Consider the following 14,869-nt stretch of genomic DNA (forward strand, 5'->3'; position numbering starts at 1 on the left):
ATCACCCCCATGCACATCAGCAAAGCCAAGGCCTGGAGCGCCCATGCGGTAACCGCCAGCGGCGTGATCCTGGCGCTGATGGCGCTGCTCGCTCTGGTCGACAACCGTCCCAAGGCCTGCCTGTTGTGGCTCGGCGTGGCGCTGCTGGTGGACGGCCTGGACGGCACCCTGGCGCGCCGGTTCCACGTCAAGTCGGTGCTGCCGCACTTCGACGGCTCGACCCTCGACCTGGTGATCGACTACCTCACCTACGTATTCATCCCGGCGATCTTCATCTACCGCTACATTCCCCTGCCGGTGTACAGCGAGCTGCCGGTGGTCGGGGTGATCCTGGTGTCGTCGCTGTTCTGCTTCTGCAACGTCAACATGAAGAGCCAGGACAACTACTTCGTCGGCTTCCCGGCGGCGTGGAACGTGGTGGCGATGTTCTTCTTCGTCTTCGACCTGCACCCGTGGGTCAGCCTGGTCACCGTGCTGGTGCTGGCGGGGCTGACGCTGACCAAGGTGAAGTTCCTGCATCCGTTCCGCGTGCGCGAATTCATGCCGCTGAACATCGCCGTCACCTTCGTCTGGATGCTCAGCAGCGCGCTGCTGATCGTCCAGCAACCGGACGACCGCCCCTGGCTGCTGGGCATCTGGTTCGTCGCCTCGGCCTACTTCGTCGGCGTCTGCCTGTGGCGCACGGCGCGGGAGTGGTTCCCGTAGGAGCAACTGTCTTCGTATCGTCGCGAGGCGCCCTTAGGCGTAGGGTGGACAACGCTCCGCTTGTCCACCGCCCCGGCCCCACGACAAGGTGGAAATGCTTCGCGATTTCCACCCTACGCTCTTGCCATACCTGTAGGAGCGGGCCATGCCCGCGAAATGACGCGGCACGGATTTTCGCGGGCATGGCCCGCTCCTACGGGAGACCCCGGGACTGCCTCAACTATCCTCGAACCGCCCCTCGGCGCGGTTCTTCTTCACCTTGCCGGCCTCGAAGATGCGTCCGTTCATGGCGATATAGATGCCATCCTGCAGCACCTGCAGCGCGCCGATGGCGAAGCCGAGGTTGAACGGTGCGTCGGTGGTGCGCATGCGCGCCGGCTGCATGGCGCCGACGAAGACGATCACCTTGCCGGGAATGTCGTGCAGCACGTCGGCGGTTTTGGTCATGGTGTCGGTGCCGTGGGTGATCAGGATGTGCCGGGCCGGGCAGGCGGCGACGCGGGAGCGGATCAGCTCGCGGTCCTCGTCGGTCAGTTCGAGGCTGTCCTTGCGGGTCAGGCCCTCCACCTCCCAGTCGAAGGTCACGCCGGCCTCGCGGAGGATTTCCGGCGCCATCGGATCGCCGATCTGGAAGTCGGAGAGGGCGTCGTAGTAGACCTTGTCGAAGGTTCCGCCGGTGGTGAATATCTGCAGCTTCATTGGGTTCTCCGGTGAATGCGGCAATGCGTCGCTTGCCGGATTATGGCCGGGCAGCGGCCGGCCGGCCATTGCCCGACTCGCCGTGGCCTTCGCGATAGGCTTAAATGACAACGTTTCCGAGCCGGATGCCCGCCATGATCACGCTCTTCCAGTTTCCGCCCGCCTTCAACGTGCCGAACATCAGCCCCTTTTGCCTGAAGCTGGAAACCTTCCTGCGCCTGGCCGGGTTGGAGTACCAGGTCAAGCACCTGAGCGACCCGAGCAAGGGGCCGAAGGGCAAGTTGCCGTTCATCAAGGTGGATGGCGAAACCATCGCCGATACCGAAATCATCATCCGCGACCTGCAGCAGCGCTATGCGTTCGACCTCGATGCCGGCCTGGATGCGCGCGGGCGCGGCTGGGCGGTGGCGATCACCCGCCTGTGCGACGAGCATCTGGTACGGCTGCTGGTGCATTTCCGCTGGCTGGAAGACGAAGGCTGGAACCAGGTGTCGCCGGTGCTTTTCAGCGCGCTGCCGGCGCCGGCACGGCCGCTGGTTGGCGGTCTGGTGCGGCGGAAGGTTCGCAAGCAACTGAACGCCAGCGGACTGGGCGCACACAGCCGCGACGAACTGCTGGCCTTCGCCCGCGCCGATCTCGATGCCCTCGACGGGCTGCTTGGCGACGTGCCGTACTTCGGCGGCGCCCAGCCGTGCAGCGCCGACGCGGCGGCCTATGGCGTGCTGGCCAACCTGATCCTCTGCACCCTGGAAACCCCGCTGTCGCGCATGGCGCGGGAATACGGCCGTCTGGTGGACTACTGCGACCGCATGTACCAGCGGGTCTGGGCGGAATGACCTCGGCACCACCCAAACCCTGGTTCGTCTACCTGGTACGCACCGCCAACGGAGCCCTCTACTGCGGCATCAGCGACGATCCGCAACGGCGTTTCGAAGCCCATTGCGCCGGCCGTGGCGCGCGCTTCTTCCATACCAGCCCGGCGCAGGCGCTGGTGTATGTCGAGGCTTGTGCCGGCAAGGGCGATGCCCTGCGCAGGGAGCGGGCGATCAAGAGGCTGGGCAAGCCGGCCAAGGAACGCCTGATCCTGGCTGGGCCGGTGCCGGTGAGCCCACTGGCGGACTCCACTCCGGCCGGCTGATCCTGCCGGCCATATCAACACGCGCTCAGCGTGTTCGCATTCGCGTTCGGGCAACGCCAGGCATAGGGCGGCTGCAGGCGCGGCAGGGTTTCGGCCAGATCGCGGAAATGCGCCAGGCGCTCGTAGCACAGCGTCAGCTCGCCGATGTTGCTGTTGTACCAGGCATCCGGCGCGCCGCAGGCCATCACCCGCACGGTGAGCGGGCGCGGTGGGTGGAACAGCTTGACCATGTCCTCGGCCAGCCGTTGCAGGTTGCTGTTTTCGAGCAGCGGGGCGAGTAGCTGGTCGAAGTCGGGAATGGCGCCGGAAGACTGCCCGTAGGTCACCTGGATCGCTGCCCGGCGCTGGATAGCCTTGTGCTGGTAGGCGCTGCTCGCCCAGTCCAGCGCCTTGCGCGCCTGGCGGAATTCCCGGTCGCAGTACAGCGCCCGCTCATAGGGAAGCTCGGTGAGTTCCGGCACCCAGTCGAGGCGGCGCATGTCGCTGCCGTAGAGCAGGCAGGCGATGTTGTAGTAGCGCTGCTCGTCCAGCGGGTGGCTGTCCCAGGCCAGGACCCGCTCGCGCACCGGCTTCGGACGCTGCCATTCGAGTCGCCAGTAGTCGGCGATGTCGAGCAGGCGGGCGTCCACTTCGGCGGTGGGAAGCGTGGAATAGAGTTCGAACAGGGCGAGGAAACCGAGCTGGTCGGCGGCGTCTTCCTCACGGCCGAGCACCGGCAGGTCGTACTCGATGATCAGCATGTGCCCCATCTCGTGCATCAGGCTGAACTCGGTGTTGGCCAGGATGAAGCGCGCCACGTCGGGAGGAAGGCTGTCTGATGGCGGCTCGGCGGCCAGCGGCGTGGCGCATGGCAGGGCCAGCAACGCCAGGTACGCGCAGGCCTTCCGGATACTCCCGGCAGCGGAGAGAAGAGCTGACGACAAATCGGCCGGTCGGGGCATAGGGGCCACCGCAGGTGTCCGAGCAGACGTGCATCTTTGACTCTAGCAGCCAGTCAGGGCTGGCGTGGTCCGGTAGGTTGGCGCTGAGCGCAGCGAAGCCCAACATCTGTCGGGCGTGGCACCGTTGGGCTTCGCGAGCTCAGCCCAACCTACGGCGAGCAGCCCGGTGGATTGGCGTGGCCGTCACTTCTGCCGGCGCTTGAGCTGGTCCTGCAGTTGGGTCGGCAGGCCGCGGATGATCAGCATGTCGCGCTCCTCGTCGTATTCCACCTTGCTGCCCAGCAGGTGCGCCTCGAAGCTGATCGACAGGCCTTCGGCACGTCCGGTGAAGCGGCGGAACTGGTTGAGGGTGCGCTTGTCCGCCGGGATTTCCGGCGAGAGGCCGTAGTCCTTGTTGCGGATGTAGTCGTAGAAGGCGCGCGGCGCCTCTTCATCCATCAGCTCGGAAAGCGCGTCGAGGGTGATCGGCTCGCCGATGCGCGCCTGGCTGGTGGCGTAGTCCACCAGCACCTCGGTCTTCTCGCGGGCCTTTTCTTCGGCCAGGTCCTCGCTTTCCACATAGTCGCTGAAGGCTTTCAGCAGGGTGCGGGTTTCGCTCGGCGAGTCGACGCCCTCGTGGCAGCCGATGAAGTCGCGGAAATAGTCCGAGACCTTCTTGCCGCCCTTGCCCTTGATGAACGAGATGTACTGCTTCGACGCCTTGTTGTTGCGCCATTCGGAGATGTTGATCCGCGCCGCCATGTGCAGCTGGCCGAGATCCAGGTGGCGCGACGGGGTGACTTCCAGCGCGTCGGTCACCGCCACGCCTTCGCTGTGGTGCAGCAGGGCGATGCTCAGGTAGTCGGTCATGCCCTGCTGGTAGTGGGCGAACAGCACGTGGCCGCCGGTGGAGAGGTTGGACTCTTCCATCAGATTCTTCAGGTGCTCGACGGCCTGGCGGGAGAAGGCGACGAAGTCCTTGCCGCCATCCAGGTACTCGCCCAGCCAGCCACTGAACGGATAGGCGCCGGACTCCTCCTGGAACAGCCCCCAGGCCTTGTTCGGCTTGGCGTTGTAGCTGTCGTTGAGGTCGGCCATGAGGTTCTCGATGGCCTGGGAGTCGCCCAGTTCGGCGTCGCGCGCGTAGAGCGTGGCGGGGTTGCCGTCGGGTTTCTTGTCGATCAGGTGGACGATGGCGTGACGAATCGGCATGGCGGACCTGGTTGTCGAAGGTAAAGGCGGAAGTTTACCCGACCCCGGTCATGCCTGCCGATCTCCACTAGCCTGCCGCCGCCTCCGTTTTCCTGTCGCGCAGGGTGCGCAGGCGCTGGATCACGTAGTTCAGGTGGATGTGCAGCTCGTACAGCTCGTTGTAGTACGACAGCGGCACCTCGACCCGCGACAGCTCGTTCTCCAGCGTTTCCAGGCGGGCGATCTCGCTGTCCAGTTCGATGCCGCCGCTGCTGCTGTCCAGGCGCCGGTCGATCTCCCGCAGGTAGCGGTACCAGCGATAAATGCGCGCGCGGATGCGCCAGCGGTAGAGCGGGCCGATGGACTTGAACAGCGGAATGAGGATGGCGATGAAGGGAATCAGCAGGATGATGTAGCGATCCGCCAGCGAAGCGATGCGAAATGGCAGGAAACGCTGCAACAGCGGCGGGCCGCTCTCGTAGAAGCGCCTGGCGTCCTTGTGCAGTTCCAGGGTGGGCGGCTCGGCGCTGGGGAAGGCGCCCGGCGCGTCGAGCAGGCTGCCGCTCTTCATCACTTCCTGCGCGGCCTGCAGGATCAGCGGCGTCAGGGCCGGGTGGAAGCGTTCGTTGATCACCAGCGTGGCGACCGGGGAGAGGGTGACGAGATCGCGATCCGGCATGTTCTGCGCCAGGTTCAGCAGGCCTTCGCCCACTTCCACGCGCTTGAGGAAGGTCAGCCGTGCCTCGTAGGCCCGCGAGCGGCGGAAGCCGGCCAGGCTCAGCTCGGGACTGGCGGCCAGGCGCTGGATCAGCGGGTTCTCCGCCGGGCCGACGAAGAACGCGGCGTCCAGTTCGCCGGCGATCAGCGCATTGGCCACCGCGTTGCCGCCGCTGGCCTGCCAGTTCGGCGGATACTGCTGCGGCGTGATGCCGTTGGCTTCGAGCACCGCCGTGGTCACCGCCGCCGTGCCGCTGCCGGGGCTGCCGAGGGCGAGGCGCAGGGGCAGCAGATCGGCGACGCGGTCGATGCTCACTTCCTTGCGCTGGAACAGCCACAACGGCTCCTGGAACATCGCGCCGAGGCTATCCAGGCGGGCGCGCTGTCGGGCATCGAGCTGGCGTTCCTGGCCGCTCTGCACCAGGCCGATGTTCACCTCGCCGTCTTTTTCCAGCAGCAGGTCGAGGTTCTGCCCCGAGCCCGAGGTGCGCACCAGGCGGAGTTCAAAGCCCTGCTTGGCCAGCTCGTCGCGCAGGCGTTCGGCAAAGACCGTGTAACCGCCGCCGGGCGAGCCGGTTGCCATGCTCGCGCTCATCGGCGGCGGCGGGGCGACGAAATAGAACACCGCCGCAACCAGCGCGCCCAGCACCGGCACAATCCAGAGATTGGCGCGGATCAGGATGGCGAGGTCGCGGAGCATGTTGACGAGACGTTGCATGGGCACTCCCTTGGTCCTTGGTTCCCTAAAGATAGACAGGCTACCGCATGCGAAGCGGTTATCATCGGCTGCTTTCGAATCGGGCTTCGGACAGACAGCGCATGCGCATTCTCCACACCTCGGACTGGCATCTGGGCCAGCATTTCATGGGCAAGAGCCGAGAGGCGGAGCACCGGGCGTTCTGCGCGTGGCTGATCGGGCAGGTACGTGAGCATGCGGTGGACGCCGTGATCATCGCCGGCGACGTGTTCGACAGCGGCGCCCCGCCGAGCTACGCCCGCGAGCAGTACAACCGCTTCATCGTCGAGCTGCGCGAAAGCGGCGCGGCGCTGGTGGTGCTCGGCGGCAACCATGATTCGGTGGCGATGCTGGAAGAGTCGCGGGCGCTGCTGGAATACCTGGATACCCGGGTGATAGCCGCCGTCGCCGAGGACCCGGCGCAGCAACTGCTGGTCCTGCCCCGACGCGATGGCCACCCCGGCGCGCTGCTCTGCGCGATTCCCTTCATCCGCCCGCGCGACGTGCTCGGCAGCCAGGCCGGCCAGAGCGCGCAGGACAAGCAGCAGGCGCTGCAACTGGCGATCCAGGCGCACTACCGCACGCTGTACACGCTGGCCGAGGAGAAACGCACTGAGCTGGACGTGCGCCTGCCCATCGTCGCCACCGGCCACCTGACCACCGTCGGCGCCAGCGCCAGCGAGTCGGTGCGGGAAATCTACGTCGGCACCCTGGAAGCCTTCCCCACCAGCGCCTTCCCGGCGGCGGACTACATCGCCCTCGGACATATCCACAGGCCGCAGAATGTCGGCGGCCTGGAGCACATCCGCTACTGCGGCTCGCCGATCCCGCTGAGCTTCGACGAGGCGCGGCAGACCAAGGAAGTGCTGCTGGTCGATCTCGACGAGAGCGGCCTGCGCGCCGTGACTCCGCTGCCGGTGCCGCGTTTCCAGCCGCTGCAATCCGTGGCCGGCTCGCTCGCCGAATTGTCCGAGACGCTGGCCGAAGCGGCGCGGGAGGGTAGCGACGAGCGCCCGGTATGGCTGGAGGTGCTGGTGCGAACCGACGACTACCTGAGCGATATCCAGCTCCGTGTCGAAAAGCTCTGCGAGGGACTGCCGGTGGAGGTGCTGCGCACCCGTCGCGAGCGCGGCAACGCACAGGCGGGACTGTCCAGCGAGGCGCGGGAAACCCTCGACGAGCTGAGCGCGGAGGAAGTCTTCGAACAGCGCCTGGCCGGCGAAACTCTCGACGATCCGTTGCGCGAGCGCCTGACCGGCCTGTACCGCCAGGTCGTCGCCGAGCTGCAGGAGGAGCGTCCGTGAGAATCCTCAGCCTGCGCCTGAAGAACCTCAACTCGCTGAAGGGTGAGTGGAAGATCGATTTCGACGCCGAGCCGTTCAAGGACAACGGCCTGTTCGCCATCACCGGCCCCACCGGCGCCGGCAAGACCACCCTGCTGGATGCCATCTGCCTCGCCCTGTATCACCGCACGCCGCGCATGAGCAGCCTGTCGCAGAGCAGCAACGAGCTGATGACCCGGCACACTGCCGACTGCCTCGCCGAGGTCGAGTTCGAGGTCAAGGGCAGCTTCTACCGCGCCTTCTGGAGCCAGCGCCGTGCCCGCGACAAGGCGGATGGCGCGCTGCAGGCACCGAAGGTGGAACTGGCCAGCATCGAACACGCGGGCGGCGAGGGGCGGATTCTCACCGACAAGATCAACGACAAGCTGCGCCAGACCGAAAGCCTCACCGGCCTTGATTTCGAGCGTTTCACCAAGTCCATGCTGCTGGCCCAGGGAGGCTTCGCCGCGTTCCTCGAAGCCAGCGCCAACCAGCGCGCGGAGTTGCTGGAAGAGCTGACCGGCACGGAAATCTACGGCCTGATCTCCCAGCGCGTGTTCGAACGCACCCGCGACGCCCGGACCGCGCTCGACCAGTTGCGCGCCCGCGCCGAGGGCGTCGAACTGCTCGGAGCGGAACAGCGTGCCGCGCTGGAAGGCGAAGCGGCGCAACTGGCCGAGCGGGAAGCCGCAGCCGGCAAGCGGCAGACCGAGTTGCAAACCCAGCGTCGCTGGCGCGAGGACCTGCTGAAAGCAGAGCGGCAGCTACAGCAGGCGGAACTGCAGGAGCAGCAGGCGCGCCAGGCTCTGGACGCCGCCGCGCCGGAACTGCGCCGGCTGGCCGACAGCGAACCGGCAACCCGCCTGCAGCCGTTGCACGATGCCTTGCAGACGGCCCGCCATGGCGTCGGGCAGGACGAAGCCGCACTGCGGGAAAACCACGAGCAGCAGCGCGACGCCGGCGAACGGATCACTCGCAACCTGTGGCGTGCCAGTCAGTTCAGTGCGCAACTGGCGACGGCCCGGCAGGCCGAGCATGAGCGACTGCAGGAGCAGCGTCGGCAACTGGCCGCCCAATTGGCCGAGCAGCCGCAGCGGGCGCGTCTGGGCGAGCGCATCGGCGTCTGGGAGCAGCACTTCGAGCATCTGCGCAAATCGGATGCCGACCTTGTCGACTTGCAGAAACGGCTTCGGCAGGCGGCTGCGACTATCGATGGACTGACCAGCCAGCGAACCACGCAGGAACAGGCCGTCCACACTGCGCAGCAGCAACTGGCCGCCGCCCGCGAGGCCGAAGGCGTACGGCAGCGCGATCTCGACCAACTGCTGGCCGGCGCTTCGGAAGCGGCCGTGCGCGAAGACTGGCAGCGCCGGCAGCAGCAACTGCGCGCCCTCGACCAGTTGGAGCGGATCGCCCAGACCCGCGCGCAGGCGGACGCGCAACTGACTCGCCTGCAACCGGAACTGGACGAGCAGCGCCGCCAGCATGCGCAGAAGGAACAGGATGTCGCGGCGCTGCGTGGGCAGTACAAGGATCTGCAACAGCAGGTGCGCGACAAGGAAAAGCTGCTCGAACAGGAGCAGCGTATCCAGGCCCTGGAAAGCTATCGCGCGCAGCTCCAGCCGGACGAGGCCTGCCCGCTGTGCGGCTCCCGCGAGCATCCGGCGATCAGTGCCTACCAGGCGCTGGATGTGTCGGAAACCCGCCAGTCGCTGCAGGAAAAGCGCCACGAGCTGGAGGCGCTGGGCGATACCGGGCAGGCGCTGGCGAAGGAGCTGTCCGCGCTGGCCGAGCGCATCGCGCAGAACCAGCGGCAGGTGGAAGCGGCGCAGGCTTCCCGCCAGGAACAGGACGCCCTGTGGCAGCAGGAGTGCCGCCGGCAGGGGCTGGCGCTGGCGGATCACGCGGCATTGCTCGCCGCTCGCCAGGATCGGGAGCAGGTGCTGGCGAAGTTGCAGGAAACCCTGGCCGAGCTGGATCGCCGCAAGGATCAACTGAAGCAGGCCGCCACGCTTCGGCAGGAGTGGGAGAACTCCGCCAGCCAGGCTGTCCGGCAACTGGAACTGCTGCAAGCCGACCTGCGCAATGCCGAAAGCGCTCGCGCCGACCTGCTGCAGCGTATCGACGCCCTGCAGGTTCGGCACGACCAGCAGCGTGCCGAATTGCAGACCGATCTGGCCGGGTTCGGCTACTCGTTGCCCGAGGATGGCGCGCTCTGGCTGGATGAACGCAAGCGCGAGCGGGACGACTGGCAACGGTCGAATGCGCTTCTGCAACAACTGACGGAAAGCGAGCGCGAAGCCGAAACCACCCTGCAGGCCGCGCGCAGCCTTGCCGGCGAGTGGCTGGAGCGCTGGCAGGCCCTGGGGCAGGAGGCGCTTCCCGTCGAACCGGGTCATACCCAGCCGCAGCAGGCGCTGGCGGAAAGCCAGGCGCAACTGAGCGCCGCCCAGCGCCAGGCGGATACCCTGGCCGGCGCCGAACGCGCACTGGTCGAACGCCTGGAGCAGGGCCGCGCACGCCTTGCCGAGCTGGAATCAGGCTGGGAGCATGCCCTGCAGCAAAGCCCGTTCGCCGATCTGGACGCCTTCCGCGCCGCGCTGCTGGATGAGCCGGAGCGCCAGCGCCTGGCTGAGCTGGATCGCCGTCTGCACACCGCCTTGACCGAAGCCGCCACCTTGCGCGGTTCCGCCAGCCAGACCCTGCAACAGTTGCAGGCGGAGCCGAAGGGCACAGCGAGCCTGGAAGAACTGGATGCGCAGCTTGCGGCGCTGGGCGCCGAGCTGCGCGAACTGGGCCAGCGCCAGGGCGAGATCCGCGCGCAGCTGCAGGGCGACGACGCCCGTCGCGCCAGCCAGCAGAGCCTGTTCGCGCAGATCGAGGCGCAGGAGCAGGAGCACGATCTCTGGCAGCGCCTCAACAGCCTGATCGGCTCGGCCGACGGCGCGCGCTACCGGCGTTTCGCCCAGGGCCTCACCCTCGACCATCTGGTGCACCTGGCCAACCGCCAGTTGCAGCGCCTGCACGGCCGCTACCAGTTGGCGCGGCGCAGCGAGGGCGAGCTGGAGCTGGAAGTGGTCGACACCTGGCAGGGCGACAGCGCCCGCGACTGCAAGACCCTCTCCGGCGGCGAAAGCTTCCTGGTCAGCCTGGCGCTGGCCCTGGCGCTGTCCGATCTGGTCAGCCACAAGACCAGCATCGACTCGCTGTTCCTCGACGAGGGCTTCGGCACCCTCGACGGCGAGACGCTGGAAGTGGCGCTGGACGCCCTCGACAGCCTGAATGCCAGCGGCAAGACCATCGGCGTGATCAGCCATGTCGAGGCGATGAAGGAGCGCATCCCGGTGCAGCTCAAGGTGCACAAGGGCGTGGGCATGGGCTACAGCCGGCTGGATGCGTGCTTCGCCGTGAAGTCCTGAGCGGCATCGACGGCACGTGCATGCCGGGTGTTTCCGGCCGGTGGTCTAGGCTTTCCCCATCGACATAGCTGGGGACACGCCATTGAGCCGGATCATGATCGTGGACAGCCTGCCAATCATGCGGCAGGCGCTGCGGGTGTTCCTGGAGAATCGCGAGCATGAAGTGGTCGCCGAGACCGACAACGGCATGGATGCGCTGCAGCTGGACCGCGAGCGAGAGCCGGAGCTGGTGATTCTCGAACTGGCCATTCCCAGGCTCGGTGGGCTCGACCTGATCCGCCGCCTGAAGGCCAACCATCCGGCTATCAAAGTTCTCGTCTACAGCGTGCAGGACAGCGACCTGTATGCCAGCCGCAGCCTGCAGGCCGGGGCGGATGGTTTCGTCAGCAAGCTGGACGAGCTGGGACAACTGGCCGAGGGCCTTTCGGCGCTGCTCCACGGGCGCAGTTATTTCCCCCGGGAAGCCATGCATCACGGGACGGAGGCCGAAGTCGCCGTTGGCGATGAATCCTATGAAGTCGCCCAGCTTTCGGCGCGCGAACTGACGGTGCTGCAACTGCTGGCCAAGGGCATGTCGAACCTGCAGATCGCCGAGCAGCTGGCCATCAGCCACAAGACCGTCAGCACCTACAAGATGCGCCTGCTGCAGAAGCTGCATGTCGATTCCACCGTCAAGCTGGTGGATATCGCCCGGCGTAACAGCGTGCTCGCCTGGGAGAGCGAAGAGCCCGCCACCAGCCATTCCACCCTGTCGGTGAAGGAGCAGCACGAATTCGGGATGCTCAAGGGGTTGGTGGAGGGTTCGCCCGAGCCGATGTTTGTCCGCGATCTGGAAGGACGCCTGCTGATGTGCAACCGGCATTTCCTCGAATACCACCAGGTGAGCTTCGAGGATATCCGTGAGCGACGCCTGGACGAATTGCCATGGTTCGCCCCCGACCAGCGTGCCGGAATGCAGCAACGCTACGAGGCGGCGATCGCGCGGGGCGAATCGATCTCCACCGAAGTGGCGGTGGATGTGCACGGGCAGCCACGGGTTTTCCATGCCTGGTTCATGCCCTATCGCGATGAAGAGGGGAAAGTCCTCGGCATGCTCGGTGGGATGCGCGATCTGACCGCCCGCGACATCCTGCTGGCCGAATTGCGCAACGCCAGGGCCGAGGCGGAGGCCGACAGCCGGCTGAAGAGCCAGGTGCTGGCCGGTATCAGCCGGGAATTCCAGCCCCTGCTGAATCTGCTCTCTTCGCTGCTGAGCCAGGCGCTCGGGCACCTGGCGCCCGGCTCGCCGGAAGCGTCTTCGATCCTTTCCGCAGGGCAGTTGCTGGGGGAAATGGATGGAACCCTGCGGCAGATCGGCAAGCTTGTCCGACTGGACGTCGGGTCTTCGCAGGTCAGTGCGGAGGCGTATCACCTCAGCGAATTGACCGGGCGGATCGTCGAGCCATTGCGCGAGCAACTGCGGGACGGAGGCGGCGATCTGACGGCGCTTCTGTCCGGTATCACGCTGGACGATGTGTGGCTGGACGCTTCGCACTATCGCCAGTTGCTGGAGAGCCTGGTCGGCAGCGTTTCCTCCCGCTCCCCGGAGGCGAGGGTGGAGCTGGAGTTGCGCACGGCCCTGCAGCCGGGCGGCTTCATCTGCCTGAACGTGCTGCTGCGCAATCTCCAGGAGGACGGCGCTTCGCCGTTGCTCTCGGGTGTCTCCACTGACGGCCTGGATGCGGTGTACTTCCAGAGCCTGCTACGGTTGCTCGGGGCGAAACTGGTGCCGGTGGCGCGACCGGGACCGCACGATGCGCCGCTGTGCGTGGAAATGCTGCTTCTGCCGGCGCGGCTTCAGGATTGAGAGGAGATGACATGCTGATTCGGGCACGGGATTCCGTATTGCTGGTGGTGGATATCCAGGAAAAGTTGCTGCCGGCGATAGATGGCGGCGGCGCGCTGGTGGAAAACAGCGGCTGGCTGGTGGGCGTGGCGCAGCGTCTCGGCGTGCCGGTGATTGCCAGCGAGCAGTACACCAAGGGGTTGGGGTTCACCGTGGCGGCCTTGCGCGACCGGCTGGATGCGTCGGCGATCCTGGAGAAGATCGCGTTCTCCGCCTGCGCCGACGATGCCCTGTTCGCGCTTCCCGGCGGCGAGCGCGAACAGTTCGTGGTGTGCGGCGCCGAGACCCATGTGTGTGTGCTGCAGACGGTGCTCGGCCTGCTTCAGCGCGGCCGGCAGGTGTTCGTGGTGGCCGAGGCGGTCGGCTCGCGACGGCCGGAGGACAAGGCCCTGGCGCTGGAGCGCATGCGCCAGGCCGGGGCGCAGATCGTCTCGCGGGAGATGGTCGCCTTCGAATGGATGGAGCGGGCGGGAACCGACCTGTTCCGCGAGATCAGCCGGGAGTTCATTCGTTGAGAAGCGTTTCCGGCGAACACCTGTAGGAGCGCCCCATGGGCGCGAATCGCGGGCATGGCCCGCTCCTACGGGGGAAAGCGCGGCAATCGGTTATCCCCGCCAACGCTGGCGCCATTCCCGGTGGGCGCTGCGGTCGAGGAAGGTCCAGGCGACGAAGCGGCTCTGTTTCTGCCCCTGGGCCATGTCCACGCAGCGCACTTCGCGGGCGCCGGCCTTCTTCAGGGCGGCCTGGAACGCCGGCAGGTTGCCGGCCTTGGAAACCAGCGAACTGAACCACAGCACCCGCTCCGGCACCTGTGCGCTCTGCGCCGCCATGCGCTTGAGGAACGTCGCTTCGCCGCCTTCGCACCAGAGCTCGTTGTTCTGTCCACCGAAGTTCAGCACGGGCAGCTTGCGTGACGGGTCCTGCTTGCCGAGGTTCTTCCATTTGCGCCGGCTGCCGCTATGGGCTTCCTCGGCGGAGGAGTGGAAGGGCGGGTTGCACATGCTCAGTTCGAAGCATTCGCCGTCTTCCAGCAGGCCGAGGAAGATCTGCTGCGGATCGGGCTGGCGGCGCAGTTCGATGCCGCCGGCAAGCAGCGGATTGGACTGCACGATGGTGCGCGCCGAGGCCAGGGCGGTGGCGTCGATATCCGCGCCGAGGAAGCGCCAGCCGTAGTCGCGGTGGCCGATCAGCGGATAGATGCAGTTGGCGCCGACGCCGATATCCAGCACGCGCACCGCACCGCCGCGCGGCACTTCGCCGTCATTGTCCTCGGCCAGCAGGTCGGCGAGGTAGTGTACGTAGTCCGCGCGCCCAGGAATCGGCGGACACAGGTAGCCGGCCGGGATGTCCCAGTGGGCGATGCCGTAGAAGTCCTTGAGCAGCGCCCGGTTGAACACCTTCACCGCCTCGGGGTTGGCGAAGTCGATGCTTTCCTTGCCGTAGGGATTGAGGATGACGAAACGCGCCAGCTCCGGACTGCCCTTGATCAGCTTCGGGAAGTCGTAGCGGCCCTGGTGGCGATTGCGCGGGTGCAGCAGGTCGGGTTTCTTTTCCGCGCGAGGGGCGGGGCGTTTCGGTGGTTGGGGCATGGCAGTGGGGAGGCAGGAGTCGGAAACCGGATTTTCCCACAGGTAGGGTGAGTGTAGGAGCCAGCTTGCTGGCGATCCGGAGTTTCGCTTGAGGCTAATGTGGCCGGCTTGAACCATGGATCGCCAGCAAGCTGGCTCCTACAGGGGATGGTGTTTTGCCCGACTCCGCGCTCCGGGATACTCCAGCCGGTAGGGCGGGTGAAACCCGCCAGCGATTGTGGCGGGCTTCGCCCGCCCTACGGGTATTCAAGTACCGCCTTGATCTTCCCCAGATTGGCCTCGATCCAGTGCGGATCGATGGCGCCCCAGTCGCGAATGATGTAATGCCCGGCATTGTTGCGCTCGCCGGCCTGCTGTTCGAACACACAATCGATGTCCAGGTCGGCCAGCGCGGCGAGGGTGTCCTGCGCGGTGCGGCGGGGCATGCCGGTGGCTTCCATCAGCGCCGGCACGCTGGCGGCCTGGCCGCTGTCGACCAGCCAGGCGACGTACAGGCGGCGGTAGAAACTGCTCTTGGTCTTGCTCACTTCCATCGATGGCGATCCTTG

General features: G+C 66.6%; 13 protein-coding genes. 7 read left to right on the plus strand and 6 right to left on the minus strand.

What is annotated here, in order from left to right:
- Positions 1 to 9 precede the first annotated feature (9 nt).
- Positions 10 to 705, plus strand: coding sequence for a phosphatidylcholine synthase (gene pcsA, locus JFY56_RS13705; protein ID WP_208314746.1), 696 nt, complete (start codon positions 10 to 12; stop codon positions 703 to 705).
- Between the two features lie 216 nt (positions 706 to 921).
- On the opposite strand, the gene JFY56_RS13710 is transcribed toward pcsA, so the two are convergent.
- Complete coding sequence (locus tag JFY56_RS13710) at positions 922 to 1,404, minus strand: asparaginase domain-containing protein (RefSeq protein WP_208314318.1); 483 nt, start codon at positions 1,402 to 1,404, stop codon at positions 922 to 924.
- A gap of 134 nt (positions 1,405 to 1,538) precedes the next feature.
- On the opposite strand from JFY56_RS13710, the gene JFY56_RS13715 reads away from it, so the two are divergent.
- Positions 1,539 to 2,240: a glutathione S-transferase family protein gene (locus JFY56_RS13715; RefSeq protein ID WP_208314319.1), complete on the plus strand. Its 702-nt coding sequence runs from the start codon at positions 1,539 to 1,541 to the stop codon at positions 2,238 to 2,240.
- Positions 2,237 to 2,542 carry a GIY-YIG nuclease family protein gene (locus JFY56_RS13720; protein WP_208314320.1) on the plus strand — a complete coding sequence of 102 codons (306 nt, stop codon included), beginning with the start codon at positions 2,237 to 2,239 and terminating at the stop codon, positions 2,540 to 2,542. Before JFY56_RS13715 ends, JFY56_RS13720 begins: the two co-directional genes overlap by 4 nt.
- Before the next feature lie 14 nt (positions 2,543 to 2,556).
- On the opposite strand, the gene JFY56_RS13725 is transcribed toward JFY56_RS13720, so the two are convergent.
- From JFY56_RS13725 to JFY56_RS13735, 3 genes are all read right to left on the minus strand, one after another.
- Positions 2,557 to 3,405: a DUF4344 domain-containing metallopeptidase gene (locus tag JFY56_RS13725; protein ID WP_236032691.1), complete on the minus strand. Its 849-nt coding sequence runs from the start codon at positions 3,403 to 3,405 to the stop codon at positions 2,557 to 2,559.
- Between the two features lie 261 nt (positions 3,406 to 3,666).
- Complete coding sequence (yejK, locus tag JFY56_RS13730) at positions 3,667 to 4,674, minus strand: nucleoid-associated protein YejK (RefSeq protein WP_208314322.1); 1,008 nt, start codon at positions 4,672 to 4,674, stop codon at positions 3,667 to 3,669.
- Positions 4,675 to 4,741: 67 nt separating this feature from the next.
- Complete coding sequence (locus JFY56_RS13735; RefSeq protein WP_208314323.1) at positions 4,742 to 6,088, minus strand: TAXI family TRAP transporter solute-binding subunit; 1,347 nt, start codon at positions 6,086 to 6,088, stop codon at positions 4,742 to 4,744.
- Positions 6,089 to 6,189: 101 nt separating this feature from the next.
- On the opposite strand from JFY56_RS13735, the gene sbcD reads away from it, so the two are divergent.
- The 4 genes from sbcD (at position 6,190) to JFY56_RS13755 (ending at position 13,247) form a co-directional block, all read left to right on the plus strand.
- The gene (gene sbcD / locus JFY56_RS13740) at positions 6,190 to 7,410 is read left to right on the plus strand and encodes an exonuclease subunit SbcD (RefSeq protein WP_208314324.1); all 1,221 of its coding nucleotides are present in this window, start codon (positions 6,190 to 6,192) and stop codon (positions 7,408 to 7,410) included.
- Complete coding sequence (locus tag JFY56_RS13745) at positions 7,407 to 10,847, plus strand: AAA family ATPase (protein ID WP_208314325.1); 3,441 nt, start codon at positions 7,407 to 7,409, stop codon at positions 10,845 to 10,847. The genes sbcD and JFY56_RS13745 overlap by 4 nt, the downstream gene beginning before the upstream one ends.
- Positions 10,848 to 10,941: 94 nt before the next feature.
- A complete protein-coding gene (locus JFY56_RS13750; protein WP_208314326.1) occupies positions 10,942 to 12,693 on the plus strand; it encodes a response regulator in 1,752 nt (583 codons plus the stop codon).
- Between the two features lie 11 nt (positions 12,694 to 12,704).
- Positions 12,705 to 13,247 carry a hydrolase gene (locus JFY56_RS13755; protein ID WP_208314327.1) on the plus strand — a complete coding sequence of 181 codons (543 nt, stop codon included), beginning with the start codon at positions 12,705 to 12,707 and terminating at the stop codon, positions 13,245 to 13,247.
- Between the two features lie 90 nt (positions 13,248 to 13,337).
- On the opposite strand, the gene rlmF is transcribed toward JFY56_RS13755, so the two are convergent.
- Together rlmF and JFY56_RS13765 are read right to left on the minus strand one after the other, a co-directional pair.
- Positions 13,338 to 14,321: a 23S rRNA (adenine(1618)-N(6))-methyltransferase RlmF gene (gene rlmF / locus JFY56_RS13760; RefSeq protein ID WP_208314328.1), complete on the minus strand. Its 984-nt coding sequence runs from the start codon at positions 14,319 to 14,321 to the stop codon at positions 13,338 to 13,340.
- Between the two features lie 236 nt (positions 14,322 to 14,557).
- Positions 14,558 to 14,854, minus strand: coding sequence for a winged helix-turn-helix domain-containing protein (locus JFY56_RS13765; RefSeq protein ID WP_208314329.1), 297 nt, complete (start codon positions 14,852 to 14,854; stop codon positions 14,558 to 14,560).
- Positions 14,855 to 14,869: the final 15 nt, after the last annotated feature.

This window comes from Pseudomonas schmalbachii (assembly GCF_017589465.1).
GTDB lineage: Bacteria > Pseudomonadota > Gammaproteobacteria > Pseudomonadales > Pseudomonadaceae > Pseudomonas > Pseudomonas schmalbachii.

Excerpts from the sequence above, each read along its gene's own strand:
- JFY56_RS13720 (WP_208314320.1), top strand. The coding sequence starts at position 2,237 with ATGACCTCGGCACCACCCAAACCCTGGTTCGTCTACCTGGTACGCACC.
- JFY56_RS13715 (WP_208314319.1), top strand. The coding sequence starts at position 1,539 with ATGATCACGCTCTTCCAGTTTCCGCCCGCCTTCAACGTGCCGAACATC.
- JFY56_RS13755 (WP_208314327.1), top strand. The coding sequence starts at position 12,705 with ATGCTGATTCGGGCACGGGATTCCGTATTGCTGGTGGTGGATATCCAG.
- yejK (WP_208314322.1), bottom strand. The coding sequence starts at position 4,674 with ATGCCGATTCGTCACGCCATCGTCCACCTGATCGACAAGAAACCCGAC.
- rlmF (WP_208314328.1), bottom strand. The coding sequence starts at position 14,321 with ATGCCCCAACCACCGAAACGCCCCGCCCCTCGCGCGGAAAAGAAACCC.
- JFY56_RS13750 (WP_208314326.1), top strand. The coding sequence starts at position 10,942 with ATGATCGTGGACAGCCTGCCAATCATGCGGCAGGCGCTGCGGGTGTTC.
- JFY56_RS13765 (WP_208314329.1), bottom strand. The coding sequence starts at position 14,854 with ATGGAAGTGAGCAAGACCAAGAGCAGTTTCTACCGCCGCCTGTACGTC.
- JFY56_RS13735 (WP_208314323.1), bottom strand. The coding sequence starts at position 6,088 with ATGCAACGTCTCGTCAACATGCTCCGCGACCTCGCCATCCTGATCCGC.
- pcsA (WP_208314746.1), top strand. The coding sequence starts at position 10 with ATGCACATCAGCAAAGCCAAGGCCTGGAGCGCCCATGCGGTAACCGCC.
- sbcD (WP_208314324.1), top strand. The coding sequence starts at position 6,190 with ATGCGCATTCTCCACACCTCGGACTGGCATCTGGGCCAGCATTTCATG.
- JFY56_RS13710 (WP_208314318.1), bottom strand. The coding sequence starts at position 1,404 with ATGAAGCTGCAGATATTCACCACCGGCGGAACCTTCGACAAGGTCTAC.